The organism is Arthrobacter sp. UYP4, from assembly GCF_057291175.1.
Genome location: NZ_JBXAVU010000003.1, coordinates 142,568 through 159,116, shown reverse-complemented (window position 1 = coordinate 159,116; position 16,549 = coordinate 142,568). Strand labels below are relative to the sequence as shown.

The window sequence follows — 16,549 nt, the reverse complement described above, 5'->3', positions numbered from 1 at the left end:
GTACCCACGGTGTCCGCCCGTCCGCTAGCGGGACGACCGCGCGCCGCCCTGCCAGACGGCGTCGAACGGGGCATTCGATACGACCCGGTTGCGGATGCCCTCCGTGACGAACTCCTTGGCCGTGCGGGCAGCCTCGAGCGGGGCCGCGCCCTTCGCCAGTTCGGCGGCGATGGCTGCGGCGAGCGTGCAGCCGGCTCCGCTGACGGCGACCTCGCCGACCTTGGGAGCGGACAGGACCTCGAGGGTCTCGCCGTCGAAGTAGACGTCCACGGCGTCGGGTCCCTCGATCCGGACGCCACCCTTGGCGAGGACCACGGCACCGCTCTGGGCGTGGATGATGCGCGCCGCCTCCTCGAGGTCCGCCAGGTTCTCGATGGTGATGCCCGAGAGCGATTCCGCCTCGAAATGGTTTGGGGTGACGAAGGTGGCCAGCGGGAGGATGTTCGCCTTCAGTGCCTGGTCGGTGTCGAGCGCGGCCCCGGGCTCCTGCCCCTTGCAGATCAGCACCGGGTCGAGGACCACGTTGTCCCACGCCTGGCTCCTCAGCGCGGCCGCGACGGTGTCGATCGTCGCGGGGGTGCCGAGCATGCCGAGCTTGACGGTGGTGAGGGGGTAGCAGGACTGGATGGCCTCGAGCTGGTCGGCGATGACCTGCTGGTCCACGGGGACGAAACGGTGCTGCCACTCCTGCTTCGGGTCGAAGGACACGATGCAGGTCAGGGCCACGACGCCGTACACGCCCAGCTCCTGGAACGTCTTGAGGTCGGCCTGCGCACCGGCGCCGCCCGTGGCCTCGGAACCGGCGATGGTCAGGGTGACGGCTGGGGACGGGGAAGTCTGGGTCTCGGACATTTCCCTAGTGTGCCCGAACCGGCTCCGGCGCGGCCACCCGATCCCGCCGGAGGATGTCGTCCAGCGCCGGGCCGAGGGTGGGGTAGTCGAAGGTGAAGCCCGCGTCGAGCAGCTTGCGCGGGGACACCCACCGGCTCTTGAGGACCAGTTCCGCCTCCGTCCGGATCAGCACGCCGCCGAGGTCCAGGAGCCACGCCGGGGTCGGCAGGCCCGCGGGGACGCGCAGGCGCCTGCGGACGGCGGCCATCAGCTCGGCGTTGGTCACGACCCCGGGGGCCGCGACGTTGACGGGCCCGCTCAGCGAGCGCGTTTCGACGAGAAACGTGATGGCGCGGAACAGGTCGTCGAGGTGGACCCAGCTGAACTTCTGCGTCCCCGCGCCCATCCGGCCACCCAGGCCGAGCCTCGCCAGGTTCCCGAGCGGCGTCATCACGCTGCCCGGACCGAGCACGATCGAGATGCGCAGCGCCACCTTCCGGACGTCCGGGACGTCGGCGTCGGCGAGTGCCTGTTCCCAGGCCCGTGCCACCGACACCGAGAAGCCCGAGCCGAGTTCGCCGTCGTCCTCCGCCTGCGGCCGGTCCGTCGCGTGCCGGTAGATGGTGCCCGTGCTCGCGTTGATCCAGACCGGCGGCGGCGTGCCGCCCTCCGCCCGGCACAGCGCGAGGGCGCGGCCGAGTTCCTCGGTGGTGCCGACGCGGGAGGAGAAGATGGTGTCCGCATTCCGCCTGTTGTAACGGCAGTTCACGCTGCGCCCAGCGAGGTTGACGAGGGCGTCCGCGCCGTCGAGGGCATGGGCCATGGCGGCCGTGTCGCCCCAGACCGCCGGGCCGGACCGGCCGACCGTCCGTACCTCCACCCCCGCCTCGGTGAAGCGGCGGACCAGGTGGCTGCCGATGAATCCCGATGCTCCGGCGAGGACTACTGTGGTGATGCTCATTGCACGCGGACCAGCTTCCAGACACTCGCGCGGGCGAAAGCGCCCACGCCTCCGATGATGAGGGCGACCGGGAGGTTCTCCAGCACCGACCTCGAGGGCGACAGCAGGGCGATCAGGGCCAGGGGGACGAGGGTGAAGGCGGCGAAGAAGACGCCGATGTGCACCCACTGGTTCGTCACCGGGCGCAGCAGGAGCCCGACGAGGATGCCGAGCGGCAGCCCCGTGACCAGGCCGATGCCGAGCCCGTACCAGAGGGCCAGCACGAAGACGCCGGGTGCGTCCGCGCCCCAGGGGAGCGCGAAGACCAGGGCGAGCGTGACCAGGCCCACGAGGAACCCGACCGCCACGGCTCCCGCGCCGAACGTCACGCGGCGGGACGGAAGCCCGGCCCCGTCGTCGGGCCTCCCCTCGTCGAGTGTCCCGTCCGGTGCCCCGTCGTCGGGCGTCCCCTCGTCCGCGCTCACTGCCGTGTCCCACGGATCAGCTGGACGATGTCCTCGACGATCTTCCGGACGACGGGAAGCCGCGAGAGGATCACGAGTTTGGACAGGAGCGGCGCGGCCTGGTCGATGAGGCGGCGGGTGCGGACCTGGCGGGGCGAGGAGTCGTACACCCAGAAGAGGGTGATCGCCATGTAGGCGTACCAGAGGAGCTCCGGGAGGTCGTCGCGGATGGCGAGCGGTGGCTGGGGCTTCGACAGCGAGACGGCGTGCCGGAAGAGGGAGATGGCACGTGCACGGGCGACGGCAGATTCACTGCCGAAGGGACTCGTGGTGGCCGAGGGCTTGATGGCGATGCTGATGAAGTTGGAACCGAAGTCGTGGTACGGCGCCAGGACGTCGACGCCGGTGTTGAGGACCACCCGTAGGAGCTCCCCGAGGTTCTGCCCCTCGCGGAGCAGCGGCAGCGCGAGCGCCCGGTGCTCCTCCTGCAGGCTGCGGTAGAGCTCGTGGACGAGATCGTCCTTGGAGGCGAAGTAGTAGTACGCGCTTCCGGTGGAGACCTCGGCCGCGGAGGCGATGGCCCGCATGGTGGTCTTCTCGTACCCGTTCTCGCGGAACAGCCGGAGCGCCGTCGAGACCAGCAGCTCCCGGGTCGCTTCACTCTTGGCTGTCGGCGTCGGCATTCGGCTCCCTTTCGAACATGTTCAATTCGGAGTCTAACCCGAAACTGAACATGTTCAAACAGGAGGGTGAGGCGCTGGACCGGCCCGTTTCATGGAGCCGCTGCTACCGGAACAGGTCCGAAGCGACGCCCATGATGATGCGGTCCCCCGGCGTGGACTTCCTGAGGTAGTCCTCGACCGCCCAGTCGTCGAGCGCGATGCACCCGGCGGTCGGAGCCTTGTTCTCATGCAGGAAGATGGCGAAGCCCGCGTCCTGGACGATCGCCGAGTCCGGCGGCCGGTTGTAGTTGATCACGGCGCCCTGCCGGTAATCGTGCGTGGCCCGTGTCGCGAAATACCACATGTCCTCGTCGTACCCCGTCCACGCGGAGGACTCGAAGTACTTGTTGTAGGTGGCCGTGTAGGGGTTGCCGCCCCAGCGTGAGCGGGGGTTCAGCGTGCGGTAGGGCAGCGCGGTGCCGGGGTTGCCCAGACCGAATGCCTCGGTCACGGAGTAGGACCCGGTGGGGGAATAGTTGAAGCGGGTCGGCCCGGACGGGACTCCCGGCCTCCTGAAGCCGCTGGATCCCACCCTGGCATCGGTCGTCCAGTCGGTGACATACGTTCCCGCCACCTTCTGGCAGTACACGGCGCTGGCGGAACTCTGCCCGTACCCGCCGGCGATGGTGAGGAGGACCCTCTTCGCCCCGCCCGTCGGGTACCTGGAGCGTCCGTCGTTCAGCGTGGTGCATGCGGTGTGCCGGTGATCCCGGCCGCCGGAGCTCTTCCAGGAGATGTACCCGCCCTGGAAGGGCTGGACACATTCACCGCCCTCGCAGCGCTCCGGCGTCTGGGGGTAGCCGAGGTAGCTCAGGTGCCAGCCCATCGATTCGTACTTCGCTCTCATCCCTCCGCGGACGGGTTGGGACCCGGTCGCGGGGGACCAGAAGATCACGCCTCCCTGGAACCACTGGTAGCAGCCACCGTTGCGCTGTCCGCAGACCTCGGCTTCCAGCGGGTAGCCCAGTAACCGGTGTGGGCGCCCAGATTCTCGTGACGGGCGCGGATATCGCCGTTCGTCGAGTGTCCGCCGGTCGCCGGGGACCAGTAGGTCGAGCCGCCCTGGTACTTCTGGACGCAGCCACCGTTCAGCTGCCCGCACACCTCGTTGTCGAGGGGATACCCGAGTACACCGTTCTCCGCGCCGCGGGCCGCCCAGGCGGCGAGCATCCCGCCGCGGCTGACGTGGGCGCCTGTTGCTGCCGACCAGGAGATCACCCCGCGCTGGAAGGTCTGCTTGCAGCCGGCCGATCGCAACCCGCAGGTCTCCCTGGACGTCGGGTAACCGAGCCAGCCGTTCTCCGCCCCGGTCCGTGAGTATGCGCCGCCGATGGCTCCGGGGGTCCATACCCCGAAGGCGCCGGACGACGCGGACCACAGGATCCGGAGTCCGCCGAACTCCTGGGCGCAGCCGTTGTCCCGCGTGCCGCATACCTCGGCCGACGACGGGTAGCCGGCCGCAGCGTAGCCGCCGTACCGGTTGTACAGCGCGCCACCGACGGCGCCCCGGGTCCATACCTGCTGGTGCCCGCCCACCCTGCTCCAGGTGAGGTCGATCCCGCTGGAGAACCGCTGGGAGCAGCCGCCCGCGGTGCACCGCTCGTCGGTCACCGGATAGCCGACGGCGGCCAGGCCTCCGGTGGCTGCCCACCGGGGGCCGGTCCTGCCGGAGGTGAACAGTACTGCGGGCGCTCCGGTGGAGGGGGTGTAGTGGATTTCTCCGCCGACGAAGGTCTCCACGCAGCGTCCTGCTGCGGTGCAGGACTCGTCGGAGGTCGGTTCGCCCAGCGGCCCGGCAGCACCGCCGAGTTCCCGCCACTTGGCGGCGATGCCTCCGATGGGAGTGAAAGGACCCGCGGCGGCGGCGCTGACCCCGGGGTCCGGTAGTGCCGTCGGGGTAGGTGGTTCCTGCAGGTCAGGCACCGCCGGTGCGGCACTCTCCGGTGGGATTTCAGGTCCGGGACCGGGTCCCTCATCACCGGGCTCGGCCGTGGCGGTCGGGACCGGGCTCGTCGGCACTCCGGCCGGCGGAGGCTCGGGCGGAGCCGATTCCGCGGTCGACGGCTCCGGAACCGCGTCCGGGCCTGCAGGCGCAGGTGTCCGCAGCGCGCCAGCAGGGGGAGTCGTGTCCGGATCCGCTGTAGCCGGTGCCGGCGGAGTCGGTGCGGGGGTCTGCTCCGCGACCGGAGGGGGAGGGGCGGGCGCTGCGACCGCGCCCGGAGCGAGCCCGGAGAGAAGGAGAGCGGCCAGCGAGACGACAGCGAGTGCGCGCGCCGGAAGGGACGTGGATGAAGTGTTCACCGGAAGACGACCGCCTGACATGTGGAGGGTGCCGGGGCCTCGGCGAAGGCATCAGCGCGGACTTCGACCGTGCCGCCGGCTGGTACTGCTTGCAGTATCCTCGTGCGGCCGGCCACGCTGCTGGTGCTCCCGACTGCGACGACGACAGAGAACGTCACTACGGTGTCGGCCGTATTGGTCAGCGTCCCGGAGAAGGACCAGACGCCGGCTGCATCCGCCGTGCACACCACGTCGCTCAGGGCATCGTTGGCGATGGCGGTCGGATTCGCCGGCACCGACTCCCTGCTGGTCTCCAGGGTCGCCTCGACGCTCGGTTCGGGATCGGGGGACGCAGGGGCCGGCAGGTCCGTCCCGGTGGCGTCGGCAACCGACGTCGTCGCCGCGTCCGGCGATGCGGGCATCGTCCCGGGCGACGTCGAGGCCGCCGACGGTCCTGAGGCCGGCGCGTCGGGCGCATCGGCAGGTGGCGGCGTGCAGCCGGAAAGGGCGATGACGCCCAGTGCCACCCCCGGAGAAGCCTCCCGACACTCCGCATTCTTCCCCTATTTCCCGCGGTGAACTTCTCGTTCGGGAACCAGGGGCTTCTGACCGGGAAGGTTGTACAGCCGGAGATGATCAGCGATCGTCCGCGGTGCGGTCCAGATTCGGTAACGATCCCGCACGATCTGCGGGGAAGGATGGTCAGGCGTAGTACCGCCCCAGCACGTCGGCCTTCAGGTCGTAGAACGTGCCGTCCTCGATGGCGGCCCGGGCGTCATCGACCATGCGCACCACGAACCGCTCGTTGTGGATGGAGATCAGGGTCGCGGACACCATCTCCTTCGCCTTGAACAGGTGGTGGATGTAGGCGCGGGTGTAGTGCGTGCAGGTGTAGCAGTCGCAGCCCTCGACGAGCGGCGTGAAGTCCCGCTTGAAGCGCGCGTTCGAGAGGTTCCACCGGCCGTCCGGCGTGTAGAACGCGGAGTTGCGGGCCACACGGGTGGGGGAGACGCAGTCGAACGTGTCGGCGCCGTGCTCGATGCCGGTGAAGAGGTCGTCGGGCTCGGAGATGCCCAGCAGGTGGCGGGGCTTGTCCTCGGGCAGCTCGTCGCTGCACCAGCCGAGGATCGTCCCGAGGTTCTCCTTCTCCAGCGCCCCGCCGATCCCGAAGCCGTCGAAGTCCATGGCGCCGAGGTCCGCCGACGCCTTCCTCCGGAGGTCCTCGTACTGTGCGCCCTGGATGACGCCGAACAGGGCCTGGTACGGGCGGTGGCTGCGTTCCGCGGTGAGGCGCTCGTGCTCCGCGATGCAGCGCAGCGCCCAGAGCCGCGTCCGTTCCAGGGATTCCTCCTGGTAGCCGCGCGAGTTCATCAGGGTGGTGAGCTCGTCGAACGCGAACATGATGTCGGCGCCCAGCTGGTGCTGCACCTGCATGGAGATCTCCGGGGTGAAGCGGTGGCGGTCGCCGTTGAGGTGGGACTTGAACCAGACGCCGTCGTCGTCGATGGAGGCCAGGCGCTCCTTGCCCACGGCGACGCGGTCATCGGCGCCGGCCTTGTCGGCGTCGACCGGGACGTCCATGGTGATGACCTTCTTGAACCCCGAACCGAGGCTCATCACCTGGAAGCCCCCGGAATCGGTGAAGGTGGGGCCGGGCCAGTTCATGAAGGCGCCGAGCCCGCCCGCCTCGTCGAGGATGTCCGCCCCGGGCTGCAGGTAGAGGTGGTAGGCGTTCGCGAGCAGGGCCTGCGCGCCGAGGTCCGCCATGGCTCCGGGGAGGACGGCCTTGACCGAGGCCTTGGTCCCGACGGGGATGAACGCCGGCGTGCGGATCTCGCCGTGCGGGGTGGTGATGGTCCCGGTGCGTCCGTGCCGCCGCCCGCCGGTCCCGGCTCCCGGCGTCGTCTCCTCGAGGCGGCTGCTGACGGAGAAGGAGAACGAGGACTGCTGGGACTGTGGATGCACCACCCTATTTTGCCAGTCCTTTTGCCAGTCCTTTTGCCAGGCCGCGGCGCTGCTCGTGTCCGGGTGCCTACCGGTCGGCGAGCTGTGCGTTGAGGGAACCGACGGCGGCGAGTTCGGCGGCGATCCGCCGCTCGAGCACGTCGCGGCCCAGGGTCTCCGACCCGCCGTGCGCGCGCAGGTAGAGCAGCACGCCGATGCGGAGGACCCGCCAGTCCCGCTCGACGTCGATCGTGCCGGCCGAGGACGCCCGGAGGATCTCCGGGTCGTAGACGTTGGGCTCGTTGAGCTGGCGCTGCCGGTACATGGCGGCGGTCTTCGCGCGCAACGGGTCCGTCTCGGCGTCGTCCGCAGCACGGATGGCCGCGGAGTACCGGGCGGAGCGCGCCTGGTCGTGCCGGGTGAGGTAGGCGGCGATCGCGAGGCCGCCCTCGATCCACTTCCACCGCCCGAAGTTGCCGTCGAACGGCAGCTCGGCCAGCAGGTCGGCGACGGTCAGCGCCGCGGCGGTGTCGCCCTCGTCGACGAACAGCGCGAGCGCGAGCTGGTGCAGGTCCTGGAGATTGCTCCCCGACTTGAGGTTGATGCCGCGGGCGAGGCGCCCGGCGATCTCCTGGACGGCGCCGCTGCCGGCATGCGCCTGGGCGATCTGCGCGACGAGCGCTTCGGGCGAGCCGTGGTCGGCGGCGACCGCCGAGGCGCCGAGCTCGGCGTCGGCCGGTTCCAGGTAGACCATCGAGCCGGTGGCGATGGACACCCGGCGTCCTCCCGCCACGGTCGCGAGAACGAGTGCGGGCACGCCGAAGTCGTCGTTCTCCACCTCGACGGCGGTGACCTCCGCCGTCTCCTCGCCGTCGGGGAGCGCCAGGACGTCCCCCGCCGCGAGCACCTCTGCCGGAACCGCGCGCAGCCCGGTCCTGTCCACCCTGTTCACCATCATGTACGTCGTGCCAACCTCTGCCAGTAACCCCGTGGATGTCCTCCGGCGCCCCAGCGCGCCCGTTTCACGATACGGTAACGCGGACCCCGGCGGGTTCCTCCGTGGCTAGCGGCCCCACCCGGCATGGGCCAGGGCCTGACGCAGCAGGTCGGCGCGGCCACCGGAGAATTCCGCCTGGATGGACGGGCTGAGCGCCTCGGACGGGGTGAGCCAGGACAGCTCCAGGGCGTCCTGGCGCGGGTTGCACTCGCCCGTCACGGGGATGAGGTACGCGAGGGCGACGGCGTGCTGGCGGTCGTCGGTCAGCCCGGTCTCCGAGGGGGAGGGGAAGTACTCGGCGATCGTGAAGGGCAGGGGCGACGGCGGCAGCTGCGGGAGGGCGAGGGGCCCGAGGTCCTTCTCGAGATGGCGCAGGAGCGCCGCCCGGATGGTCTCCCGGTACATCACACGACCGGAGACGAAGGTCCGCACCATCTCGCCCTGCTCGTTGGCCTGCAGCAGCAGTCCCACCTCGTTGACGTACCCGAGGGCGTCGCACCGGACGGGGATCGCCTCCACGTAGACCATCGGCAGGCGGCGGCGGGCCTCGTACAGATCGTCTTCGGAGAGCCAGCCCGGATTGGGGTCAGGGGTGCGTACGTTCATACACCAGTTCTATAGCAGACCCCCACCCGGCGACAGGCGGCGCGCTGTTCTTCGGCCCGTGGCTGAATCCGCCGGCCCGGTGCCGCCCCGACGATTCAGTCGTGGATGTCCTGCTGCCGGCCGTCGATCCGCACCACGGCGCCCCACGGAGCACGGAGGCGGAGCGACGACCTCCGGCCCCCGCCGACGGCTCCGGCGTCGACGCCGGCAGCCGTCAGGCCCGCGACGAGGTCCCGCACGTCGCCGTCGTGCTCGATGGCCAGCTCCACCCCGGGGCGCTCCCCCAGCTCCACGGTCACGAGCCCGCCGTTCTTGGCACGGAAAGCGTGCCCGGCGCCGGCGTCCGAACCGGCCCGGGACCGGGCTCCGATGTCCTCCAGCACCCGGACGGCGGATCCCACGTCGGGCGTCTGCCAGCGGGCGAGGACCGAGAGGGACGACGCCGGCGCGGTCGTCTCGCGGGGGCCCGCGGCGGCGAGGAGGGGAGTCCCGTCCGGGGCGATAATCCGGGCGGTGGTGCCGTGGTGTCCCTCCACCAGGTCCACGGGCGTGCCGGCGGCGATGGTCCGTCGCGCGAACTCCCGGACGTCCGAGACGTCGAAGGCGAGGCTCACGCTGCCGTCCTCGGGGCTGCCGGAGGCGCAGGGGTGCAGGGCCACGCGACCGCTGCCGGCGTCGAACACCTCCTGCGCACCGTCCGGGAGTGGCCCCCGGGAGGAAGCCAGTCCGAGCGCGCGGAGGAAGTCCCGCGCGGCCGTCGGATCGGAGGTGTGGACGAGGGGTCGGACGCGGAGCATCAGGTTTCCTTCGGAACGGTGCGGGGAATGGCGGGGGCACGGTTCCCGAACGGCCCGGGTAGCCCTAGGGTGGTCGCATGAAGGCCGAACTGCCGGAACTCCTGCTGCCCGACGCGCTCGCCTGGCGCGGCTGGCTGGAGGCGAACCACGAGTCCTCGCCCGGTGTCTGGCTCATCGAGCACAAGAAGGGCGGGGACACCACGCTGCTGACCTATGCGCAGGCGCTCGATGAAGCGCTGTGCTACGGCTGGATCGACGGCCAGGCCCGCTCGCGCGACGGGGGCAGCTACTTCCAGCGGTTCACGCCGCGCGGCCCGCGCAGCATCTGGTCCGTGCGCAACCGGACCTACGTGGACAGACTGCGCGCGGAGGGCCGCATGTGCGCAGCGGGCGAGAGGGCCGTCGCGGCAGCGCAGGCGGACGGCAGGTGGGAGCGCGCCTACGCCGGACCCGCGACGGCCGAGGTGCCGCCGGAGCTGATGGCGGCCATCGAGGCCGACGACGCCGCGCTCGCCACCTTCCGCACCCTGTCCTCCCAGAACCGCTACGCCCTTATCTTCCGCCTGACCCAGCTCAGGACGGACGCCGCGAAGGAGCGGAACATCGCGAAGTTCGTCGCCATGCTCTCCCGCGGGGAGACCTTCTATCCCCAGGGCAGGAAGCAGGTCGGCTAGCGGCACCGCGTCCCGGCTTCCAGTACCATCCAGGCCTGGAGCTGCGAGGACAGGCTGACCGGCCCGTCCTGCCGGGGCGGGAAGACGAGCATCGACCGGTCGACGGCCAGCCGGTCGGCCCAGATCCGGTCCGCGGTCGCCCCGAGGAGCGCGCGTGCCGTCGCCGCGGCCGTCCCCCCGATGTCCGCCGACACCGCCTGCGCCAGATAGCGCGCGAGGATCCCCGTGAAGAGCCCGCCATCACCCCCGGAGCCGAGCGGCAGCACGCCGTCGTCGTCCGCGACGCCCCGGGCGACAGCCTCCACCAGGTCCGCCGCGTGCCGCAGGTTCTCCGGACCGCCGACCGCGACGAGCGCGCCCAGCACGGTCCCCTGGTTGTAGGTGTGCAGGGACCGCTCCACCCGGCCGTCGGCCTTCACGCCGTCGAGGTAGAGCCCGGTGCCGGGATCGAACAGCCGGTCCTTCAGCCAGTCGAGCAGTTCCTGCGCCCGGGCGCCCTCCCCGCCGCGTGCGAAGAAGAGGGCGGCGGGCGCCGTGGTGGGGGTGTTCTTGTAGTCGCGGGTGGTGTTCCAGTAGACCCCGCCGCCCAGGTCCTCCGTATGGGCCGACCGGAGTGCAGCCCCGAGGACGCGCACGCGGCGCCGGGGCCGCCGTCGACCCTCCATCGCATCGAGGCGCTGGAGGGCCAGCGCGAGCCAGGCCATGTCGTCGTAGTAGGAGTTGCGCCATCGTCCGCCGTTGCGCAGCCACACGCCGCGGGCCAGCTTCCGCGCCTCGGAGAGGGCATCCCCGGTGGGATCCCGGAGGTGCTCGTCGAGGAGGCAGTCGAGGAAGTGCGCCTGCCACCAGTAGTGCCAGTGGTTCCGGGCGCCGGCCGGTGGCGGGAAGGCGATGGCGCCGAGCCGCGTCCCGGGGACGCGCAGGCTCCGCCGGGCGAACAGGTGCCGGACGCTCTGCGCGGCCTGCGAGGCCGCCTCGTCAGGGATGGGCATGTGACCACCCTAGCCACACCGGGAGGGGTCCTGGTTGGGCAGGATGCGCAACCGATCGCCGTCCGGGTGCGCAGTGGGCCACGTCACAGTACGCTGGGCCGAAGGACCGACGGCGGTCCTCGCCGGGCGGAAGGATCAGGCATGGACATCAGCGGAGCGGTCGCCCTCGTCACGGGCGGGGCCTCGGGACTCGGTCTCGCCACCGCCCGCAGACTGTTCGACGACGGCGCGTCGGTGCTGCTGGTCGACCTCCCACAGTCCGCCGGGACCGACGCCGCCGCGGAACTCGACCCCTCGGGGGACCGGGTCCGCTTCGTCGCCGCCGACGTCGCCGATCCTGCCCAGGTCCAGGCGGCAGTCGCCGCGGCCACGGAACTCGGCCCGCTGCGGATCGTCGTCAACTGCGCCGGCATCGCCACGCCGGGCAAGGTCCTGGGACGGGACGGGGTCCTGCCGCTCGAACAGTTCGCCCGCGTCATCACCGTCAACCTGGTCGGCACCTTCAACGTGATCCGGCTCGCAGCCGAGGCGATGGCGGCCACCGCCACGGTCAGCGGTCTCGGAGGATCCGAGGAGCGCGGCGTCATCATCAACACCGCCTCCGTCGCCGCCTTCGACGGCCAGATCGGACAGCCTGCGTACTCGGCCTCTAAGGGCGGCGTGGCCGCGATGACCCTGCCCATCGCCCGGGAACTCGCCCGCTCCCTGATCCGCGTCGTGACGATCGCCCCGGGCATCTTCGAGACACCCATGATGGCGGGCCTGCCCCAGGAGGCCCAGGATTCCCTCGGCGCCCAGGTCCCGCACCCGTCCCGCCTCGGCAAGCCCGTCGAATACGCCGCGCTCGCCGCTCACATCGTCGAGAACCAGATGCTCAACGGCGAGACGATCCGCCTCGACGGCGCCATCCGCATGGCGCCGAAGTAGCTCCACCGCACCACCCCCGGTCTCAGCTCGATCGAAAGGACGGCTCGATGGAGAGCCCGCTGCCCACCGCCGATTTCCTCGGCTTCGAGTCCCTCCTGGCGACCTCCGAACGGGAGAAACTCCAGGACGTCCGGGACTTCCTCGCCAAGGACGTCTCGCCGCGCGCCGTCGAATGGTGGAACCGGGCCGAATTCCCGCACGAACTCCTGCCCGGGCTGGCGGCGCTGAATCTCAGCACGCCCGTTCAGCAGGGGTACAGCCACCTGTTCAGCGGACTGGTGATCGCCGAGCTCACCCGCGCCGACACCTCGATCGCGACGTTCTTCATGGTCCACCACGACCTGTTCGTCGAGGCCCTGCACACCTTCGGCAGCGACGACCAGAAGGCGCGGCTCCTGCAGGATGCGATGGACCTGAGGATCACCGGCGCCTTCGCCCTGACCGAACCGGAGCACGGGTCCGACGTCGCCGGTGGCATGACGACCACCGCCACGCGCGACGGCGACACCTGGGTCGTCAACGGCGCGAAGCGCTGGATCGGCAACGGGACGTTCTGCGACTACATGCTGCTCTGGGCGCGCGATACCGAGACCGGCGGAGTGCGCGGCTTCATCCTCGACGCCACGCTGCCCGGTGTGACCCGGACGGCGATCGCCAACAAGACGGCGCTGCGGACGGTCCAGAACGCCGACGTCACACTGACCGACGTGCGCATCCCGGAGGCGGACCGCTTCGCCGGTATCGAGTCCTTCAACGACACCCGGCAGCTCCTGCTGGGCTCACGGATCCTCGTCGGCTGGCAGGCCGTCGGCCAGCAGCTGGCCGCGTTCGACGTCGCCCGGCAGTACGCCCTCGAGCGACACCAGTTCGGCCGACCGATCGCAGGGTTCCAGCTCATCCAGGACCAGCTCGTCACCATGATGGGCAACACGACGGCGAGCCTCAGCGTCATGGCGCGCATCGCCCAGCTGCAGGGGCAGGGTGCCTCCGACATGGCGCAGGCCGCCTTCGCCAAGTCCTTCACCACGGCCCGGATGCGGGAGACCGTCGCGCTGGGACGGGGGATCCTCGGCGGCAACGGCATCGTGACCGATTACGGGATGGCCAAGATCTTCGCGGACGCCGAGGCGGTCTACACCTACGAGGGGTCCTACGAGATCAACAGCCTGATCGTGGGCAGGGCGCTGACGGGCATCTCGGCGTTCGCCTGACCGGTGCGGCGACGGTGGACGCGAGCTGCGGCTTCCTGCACGCGTTTTGGGCGGGAAGTGCGTGTGGGGCGGCGACACGCCGTCGTCCGCGCCGTTCGGCTGATCAATGCCGTGCACGAACCCGCGGTGGTTGCGGGCCGGGCCGTCCCAGGCCGCAGCAGGGCGGCGCCGGCGTTCACATGACGGACGTGGTGAGGCCCACGCCACATCACTGGGTAGTATCCCAACAGCAATCCGTCGTATCCAGTGCCGCATACGCCCCGTTTTCCGTGCCCTGAAAGCAGGCTGTTGTGACAGTGCCCCTCGAAGTGTCCCCCGCGCGTGCCGCCGACCAGTTCAGCGAGACGGTGGGGGACATCAGTTCCGACCTGCGCGCCGATGTCCGGCGCGTCAGCACCCTCCTCGGCGAGTCCCTCGTCCGGCAGCACGGACAGGAGCTCCTCGACCTCGTGGAGCGGGTACGCCTCCTCACGAAGCAGTCCAAGGAGTCGGGCAGCGGGGACGACGCCGCCGGGCGCGCGGCACTCGCCGAGCAGGTCCGCGAACTCCTCGCGGCCCTGCCCATCGGTCAGGCCACCGAACTGGTCCGGGCCTTCGCCGCGTACTTCCACCTCGCCAACGCGGCCGAGCAGGTGCACCGCGTGCGCGGCCTGCGGACGCGGTCCGAGGAGGACGGCTGGCTCGCCCAGACCGTCTCCCGCATCGCGTCCGACGCCGGTCCGGAGGCTCTCGCCGACGTCGTCCGGGAGCTCGACGTCCGCCCCGTGTTCACGGCCCATCCCACCGAGGCGTCGCGCCGCTCCGTGCTGGACAAGCTGCGCCGCCTGTCCGACATCCTCGCGGAGTCGACAGTGGAGGGATCCCAGCAGCGCCGCCGGCAGGACCGACGGCTCGCCGAGGTGATCGACCTCATCTGGCAGACCGACGAGCTGCGGCAGGTGCGGCCCACGCCGATCGACGAGGCCCGCAACGCCATCTACTACCTGGGGAACATCCTCACCACCTCGATGCCGGAACTGCTGGAGGACCTCTCGGACCTCCTCGCGGATCACGGCGTCGCCCTTCCCGCGGGTGGCGCGCCGCTGAGGTTCGGGTCGTGGATCGGCGGTGACCGGGACGGCAACCCCAATGTCACGGCTTCCGTGACCCGCGAGATCCTGCAGATCCAGAACCAGCAGGCCGTCCGTATCGCCATCCACTTTCTCGACCGGCTGATCTCGTCGCTCTCGTCGTCGACCACGATCGTGGGTGCCTCACCCGAGCTGACGGCGTCGATCGAGAAGGATCTCGCCAACCTGCCACGCCTCGACAGGCGTGTGCTGGAACTGAACGCCCAGGAGCCGTACCGGCTCAAGCTGACCTGCGTGAAGGCGAAGCTGCTCAACACGGCGGCGCGTGTCCAGCAGCAGACGGCGCACGAGCCGGGTCGCGACTACAACGACACCGCCCAGGTCCTGGCCGACCTCGAGCTCGTGGGGGACTCGCTGCGGCGGAACGCGGGGGGCCTGGCCGCCGACGGAGCCCTCGCCACGGCGTCGCGCGTCATCTCCTCCTTCGGCCTGCACCTGGCGACCCTCGACATCCGTGAGCACGCCGACATGCACCACGACGTCGTCGCGCAGCTCGCCGACCGGCTCGGCGAGCTGGAGGTCCCCTACCTCGACCTGGACCGGGAGGGGCGCCGCCGGGCGCTGTCCCGCGAGCTGGCCTCGCGGCGGCCGCTGGCGGCGGTCAACCCGCCGCTCGACGACGGCGCGCGACGTACCTTCGACGTCTTCCGCGAGATCGCCTCGGCGCTGGAGACCTACGGGCCGGACGTCATCGAGACCTACATCGTCTCCATGACCCGCGGCGCCGACGACGTCCTCGCCCCCGTGGTGCTGGCGCGCGAAGCGGGCCTTCTCGACGTGGTCGGTGACGGCTCGGGCGGCCCGGACTCCGGTGCCTTCGCGAAGATCGGCTTCGCCCCGCTGCTCGAGACGGTGGACGAGCTCCGCGTCTCGGCGGAGATCGTGGACACCCTCCTGTCCGATCCGACGTACCGCGAGGTGGTGCGGCTCCGCGGCGACCTGCAGGAGGTCATGCTGGGGTACTCCGACTCCAACAAGGAGTCCGGCGTGCTCACGAGCCTCTGGGAGATCCACAAGACCCAGCGGCGCCTGCGCGACGTCGCCGCGAAGCACGGTGTCCGCCTCCGCCTGTTCCACGGGCGTGGGGGGTCGGTGGGCCGCGGTGGCGGCCCGACGTACGACGCCATCCTCGCCCAGCCGAACGGCGTCCTCGAGGGCGAGATCAAGTTCACCGAGCAGGGCGAGGTCATCAGCGACAAGTACTCGCTCCCGGCCCTGGCCCGCGAGAACCTCGAGCTGTCCCTGGCCGCGGTCATGCAGGGCTCCGCCCTGCACCGCACGCCGCGTACGTCCGACGACGAGCGCGGCCGCTGGGCCGAGGTGATGGAGACGGTCTCCGATGCGGCGTTCGCGCGGTACCGCTCGCTCATCGACCACGAGGACCTGCCGGCGTACTTCCTCGCGTCGACGCCCGTGGAGCAGCTCGGCTCGCTCAACATCGGCTCGCGCCCGTCCAAGCGGCCCGACTCCGGCAGCGGGCTCGGTGGACTCCGCGCCATCCCGTGGGTGTTCGGGTGGACGCAGTCCCGGCAGATCGTCCCGGGCTGGTTCGGCGTCGGCTCCGGCCTGCGCGCGGCGCGGGAGGCGGGGCACGAAGGGCTGCTCGCCGAGATGCTCGGCCGATGGCACTTCTTCCGTACCGTCGTCTCGAACGTGGAGATGACGCTCGCCAAGACCGATCTCGAGATCGCCGCGCATTACGTCGAGGCCCTCGTGCCGGGCGACCTGCAGCACCTCTTCGGCGTGATCCGGGAGGAGTACGATCTGACCCTGGCCGAGATCCGGCTGCTCACGGGGGAGCACGAGCTGCTCGACGACCAGCCCGTGCTCAAGCGCTCCCTCGCGGTGCGCGACCAGTACCTCGACCCCATCTCCTACCTGCAGGTGGAGCTGCTCCGCCGCGTGCGGGCAGAGGCCGGCGAGCCCGACGGGCAGCTGCAGCGGGCCATGCTGATCACCATCAACGGCGTCGCCGCGGGGATGCGGAACACGGGCTGACACGCGGCCCGGGTGCCGCGAGTCGTGGCGCCCGGG

General features: G+C 70.9%; 16 protein-coding genes. 4 read left to right on the top strand and 12 right to left on the bottom strand.

The features are described 5' to 3' along the window. Positions 1-24: 24 nt before the first annotated feature. From thiD to AC0Z9V_RS12870, 11 genes are all read right to left on the bottom strand, one after another. Positions 25-852 carry a bifunctional hydroxymethylpyrimidine kinase/phosphomethylpyrimidine kinase gene (gene thiD, locus AC0Z9V_RS12920; protein WP_208740490.1) on the bottom strand — a complete coding sequence of 276 codons (828 nt, stop codon included), beginning with the start codon at positions 850-852 and terminating at the stop codon, positions 25-27. A gap of 4 nt (positions 853-856) precedes the next feature. Then, entirely contained in the window at positions 857-1,792 is a 936-nt protein-coding gene (locus AC0Z9V_RS12915; protein WP_485141762.1) for a TIGR01777 family oxidoreductase, read from the bottom strand. Next, the gene (locus tag AC0Z9V_RS12910; RefSeq protein WP_485141761.1) at positions 1,789-2,256 is read right to left on the bottom strand and encodes a hypothetical protein; all 468 of its coding nucleotides are present in this window, start codon (positions 2,254-2,256) and stop codon (positions 1,789-1,791) included. The genes AC0Z9V_RS12915 and AC0Z9V_RS12910 overlap by 4 nt, the downstream gene beginning before the upstream one ends. Then, positions 2,253-2,918 carry a TetR/AcrR family transcriptional regulator gene (locus tag AC0Z9V_RS12905; RefSeq protein ID WP_485141760.1) on the bottom strand — a complete coding sequence of 222 codons (666 nt, stop codon included), beginning with the start codon at positions 2,916-2,918 and terminating at the stop codon, positions 2,253-2,255. The genes AC0Z9V_RS12910 and AC0Z9V_RS12905 overlap by 4 nt, the downstream gene beginning before the upstream one ends. 103 nt (positions 2,919-3,021) lie before the next feature. Next, on the bottom strand, positions 3,022-3,912 hold the full coding sequence (locus AC0Z9V_RS12900; RefSeq protein ID WP_485141875.1) for a L,D-transpeptidase family protein: 891 nt from the start codon (positions 3,910-3,912) through the stop codon (positions 3,022-3,024). Then, complete coding sequence (locus tag AC0Z9V_RS12895; RefSeq protein ID WP_485141759.1) at positions 3,849-4,880, bottom strand: LGFP repeat-containing protein; 1,032 nt, start codon at positions 4,878-4,880, stop codon at positions 3,849-3,851. The genes AC0Z9V_RS12900 and AC0Z9V_RS12895 overlap by 64 nt, the downstream gene beginning before the upstream one ends. A gap of 374 nt (positions 4,881-5,254) precedes the next feature. Further along, entirely contained in the window at positions 5,255-5,764 is a 510-nt protein-coding gene (locus AC0Z9V_RS12890) for a hypothetical protein (protein WP_485141758.1), read from the bottom strand. 175 nt (positions 5,765-5,939) lie between these two features. Further along, a complete protein-coding gene (gene tgt, locus AC0Z9V_RS12885) occupies positions 5,940-7,202 on the bottom strand; it encodes a tRNA guanosine(34) transglycosylase Tgt (protein ID WP_485141757.1) in 1,263 nt (420 codons plus the stop codon). Between the two features lie 67 nt (positions 7,203-7,269). Continuing rightward, positions 7,270-8,139 carry a DUF6707 family protein gene (locus tag AC0Z9V_RS12880; RefSeq protein ID WP_459289187.1) on the bottom strand — a complete coding sequence of 290 codons (870 nt, stop codon included), beginning with the start codon at positions 8,137-8,139 and terminating at the stop codon, positions 7,270-7,272. A 105-nt stretch (positions 8,140-8,244) separates the two neighbouring features. After that, entirely contained in the window at positions 8,245-8,784 is a 540-nt protein-coding gene (locus AC0Z9V_RS12875; protein WP_133080337.1) for an NUDIX hydrolase family protein, read from the bottom strand. A gap of 95 nt (positions 8,785-8,879) precedes the next feature. Beyond that, positions 8,880-9,581 carry a VOC family protein gene (locus tag AC0Z9V_RS12870; protein WP_485141756.1) on the bottom strand — a complete coding sequence of 234 codons (702 nt, stop codon included), beginning with the start codon at positions 9,579-9,581 and terminating at the stop codon, positions 8,880-8,882. Positions 9,582-9,658: 77 nt separating this feature from the next. Between AC0Z9V_RS12870 and AC0Z9V_RS12865 the strand changes: the two genes are divergently transcribed. After that, positions 9,659-10,255, top strand: a complete 597-nt coding sequence (locus tag AC0Z9V_RS12865) for a YdeI/OmpD-associated family protein (protein ID WP_133080339.1) — start codon at positions 9,659-9,661, stop codon at positions 10,253-10,255. Here the strand turns inward: AC0Z9V_RS12865 and AC0Z9V_RS12860 are convergent. Further along, positions 10,252-11,247, bottom strand: a complete 996-nt coding sequence (locus AC0Z9V_RS12860) for a glycoside hydrolase family 76 protein (RefSeq protein WP_485141755.1) — start codon at positions 11,245-11,247, stop codon at positions 10,252-10,254. The two genes, AC0Z9V_RS12865 and AC0Z9V_RS12860, sit on opposite strands and share 4 nt — an antisense overlap. A 141-nt stretch (positions 11,248-11,388) precedes the next feature. Here AC0Z9V_RS12860 and AC0Z9V_RS12855 point away from each other — a divergent pair, with 141 nt between their 5' ends. From AC0Z9V_RS12855 to ppc, 3 genes are all read left to right on the top strand, one after another. After that, positions 11,389-12,174, top strand: a complete 786-nt coding sequence (locus AC0Z9V_RS12855) for an SDR family NAD(P)-dependent oxidoreductase (RefSeq protein ID WP_208740498.1) — start codon at positions 11,389-11,391, stop codon at positions 12,172-12,174. 47 nt (positions 12,175-12,221) lie between these two features. Next, positions 12,222-13,385, top strand: coding sequence for an acyl-CoA dehydrogenase family protein (locus tag AC0Z9V_RS12850; RefSeq protein WP_485141754.1), 1,164 nt, complete (start codon positions 12,222-12,224; stop codon positions 13,383-13,385). Positions 13,386-13,681: 296 nt separating this feature from the next. Continuing rightward, positions 13,682-16,513, top strand: a complete 2,832-nt coding sequence (ppc, locus tag AC0Z9V_RS12845) for a phosphoenolpyruvate carboxylase (RefSeq protein WP_485141874.1) — start codon at positions 13,682-13,684, stop codon at positions 16,511-16,513. The last annotated feature ends 36 nt before the right edge of the window (positions 16,514-16,549 follow it).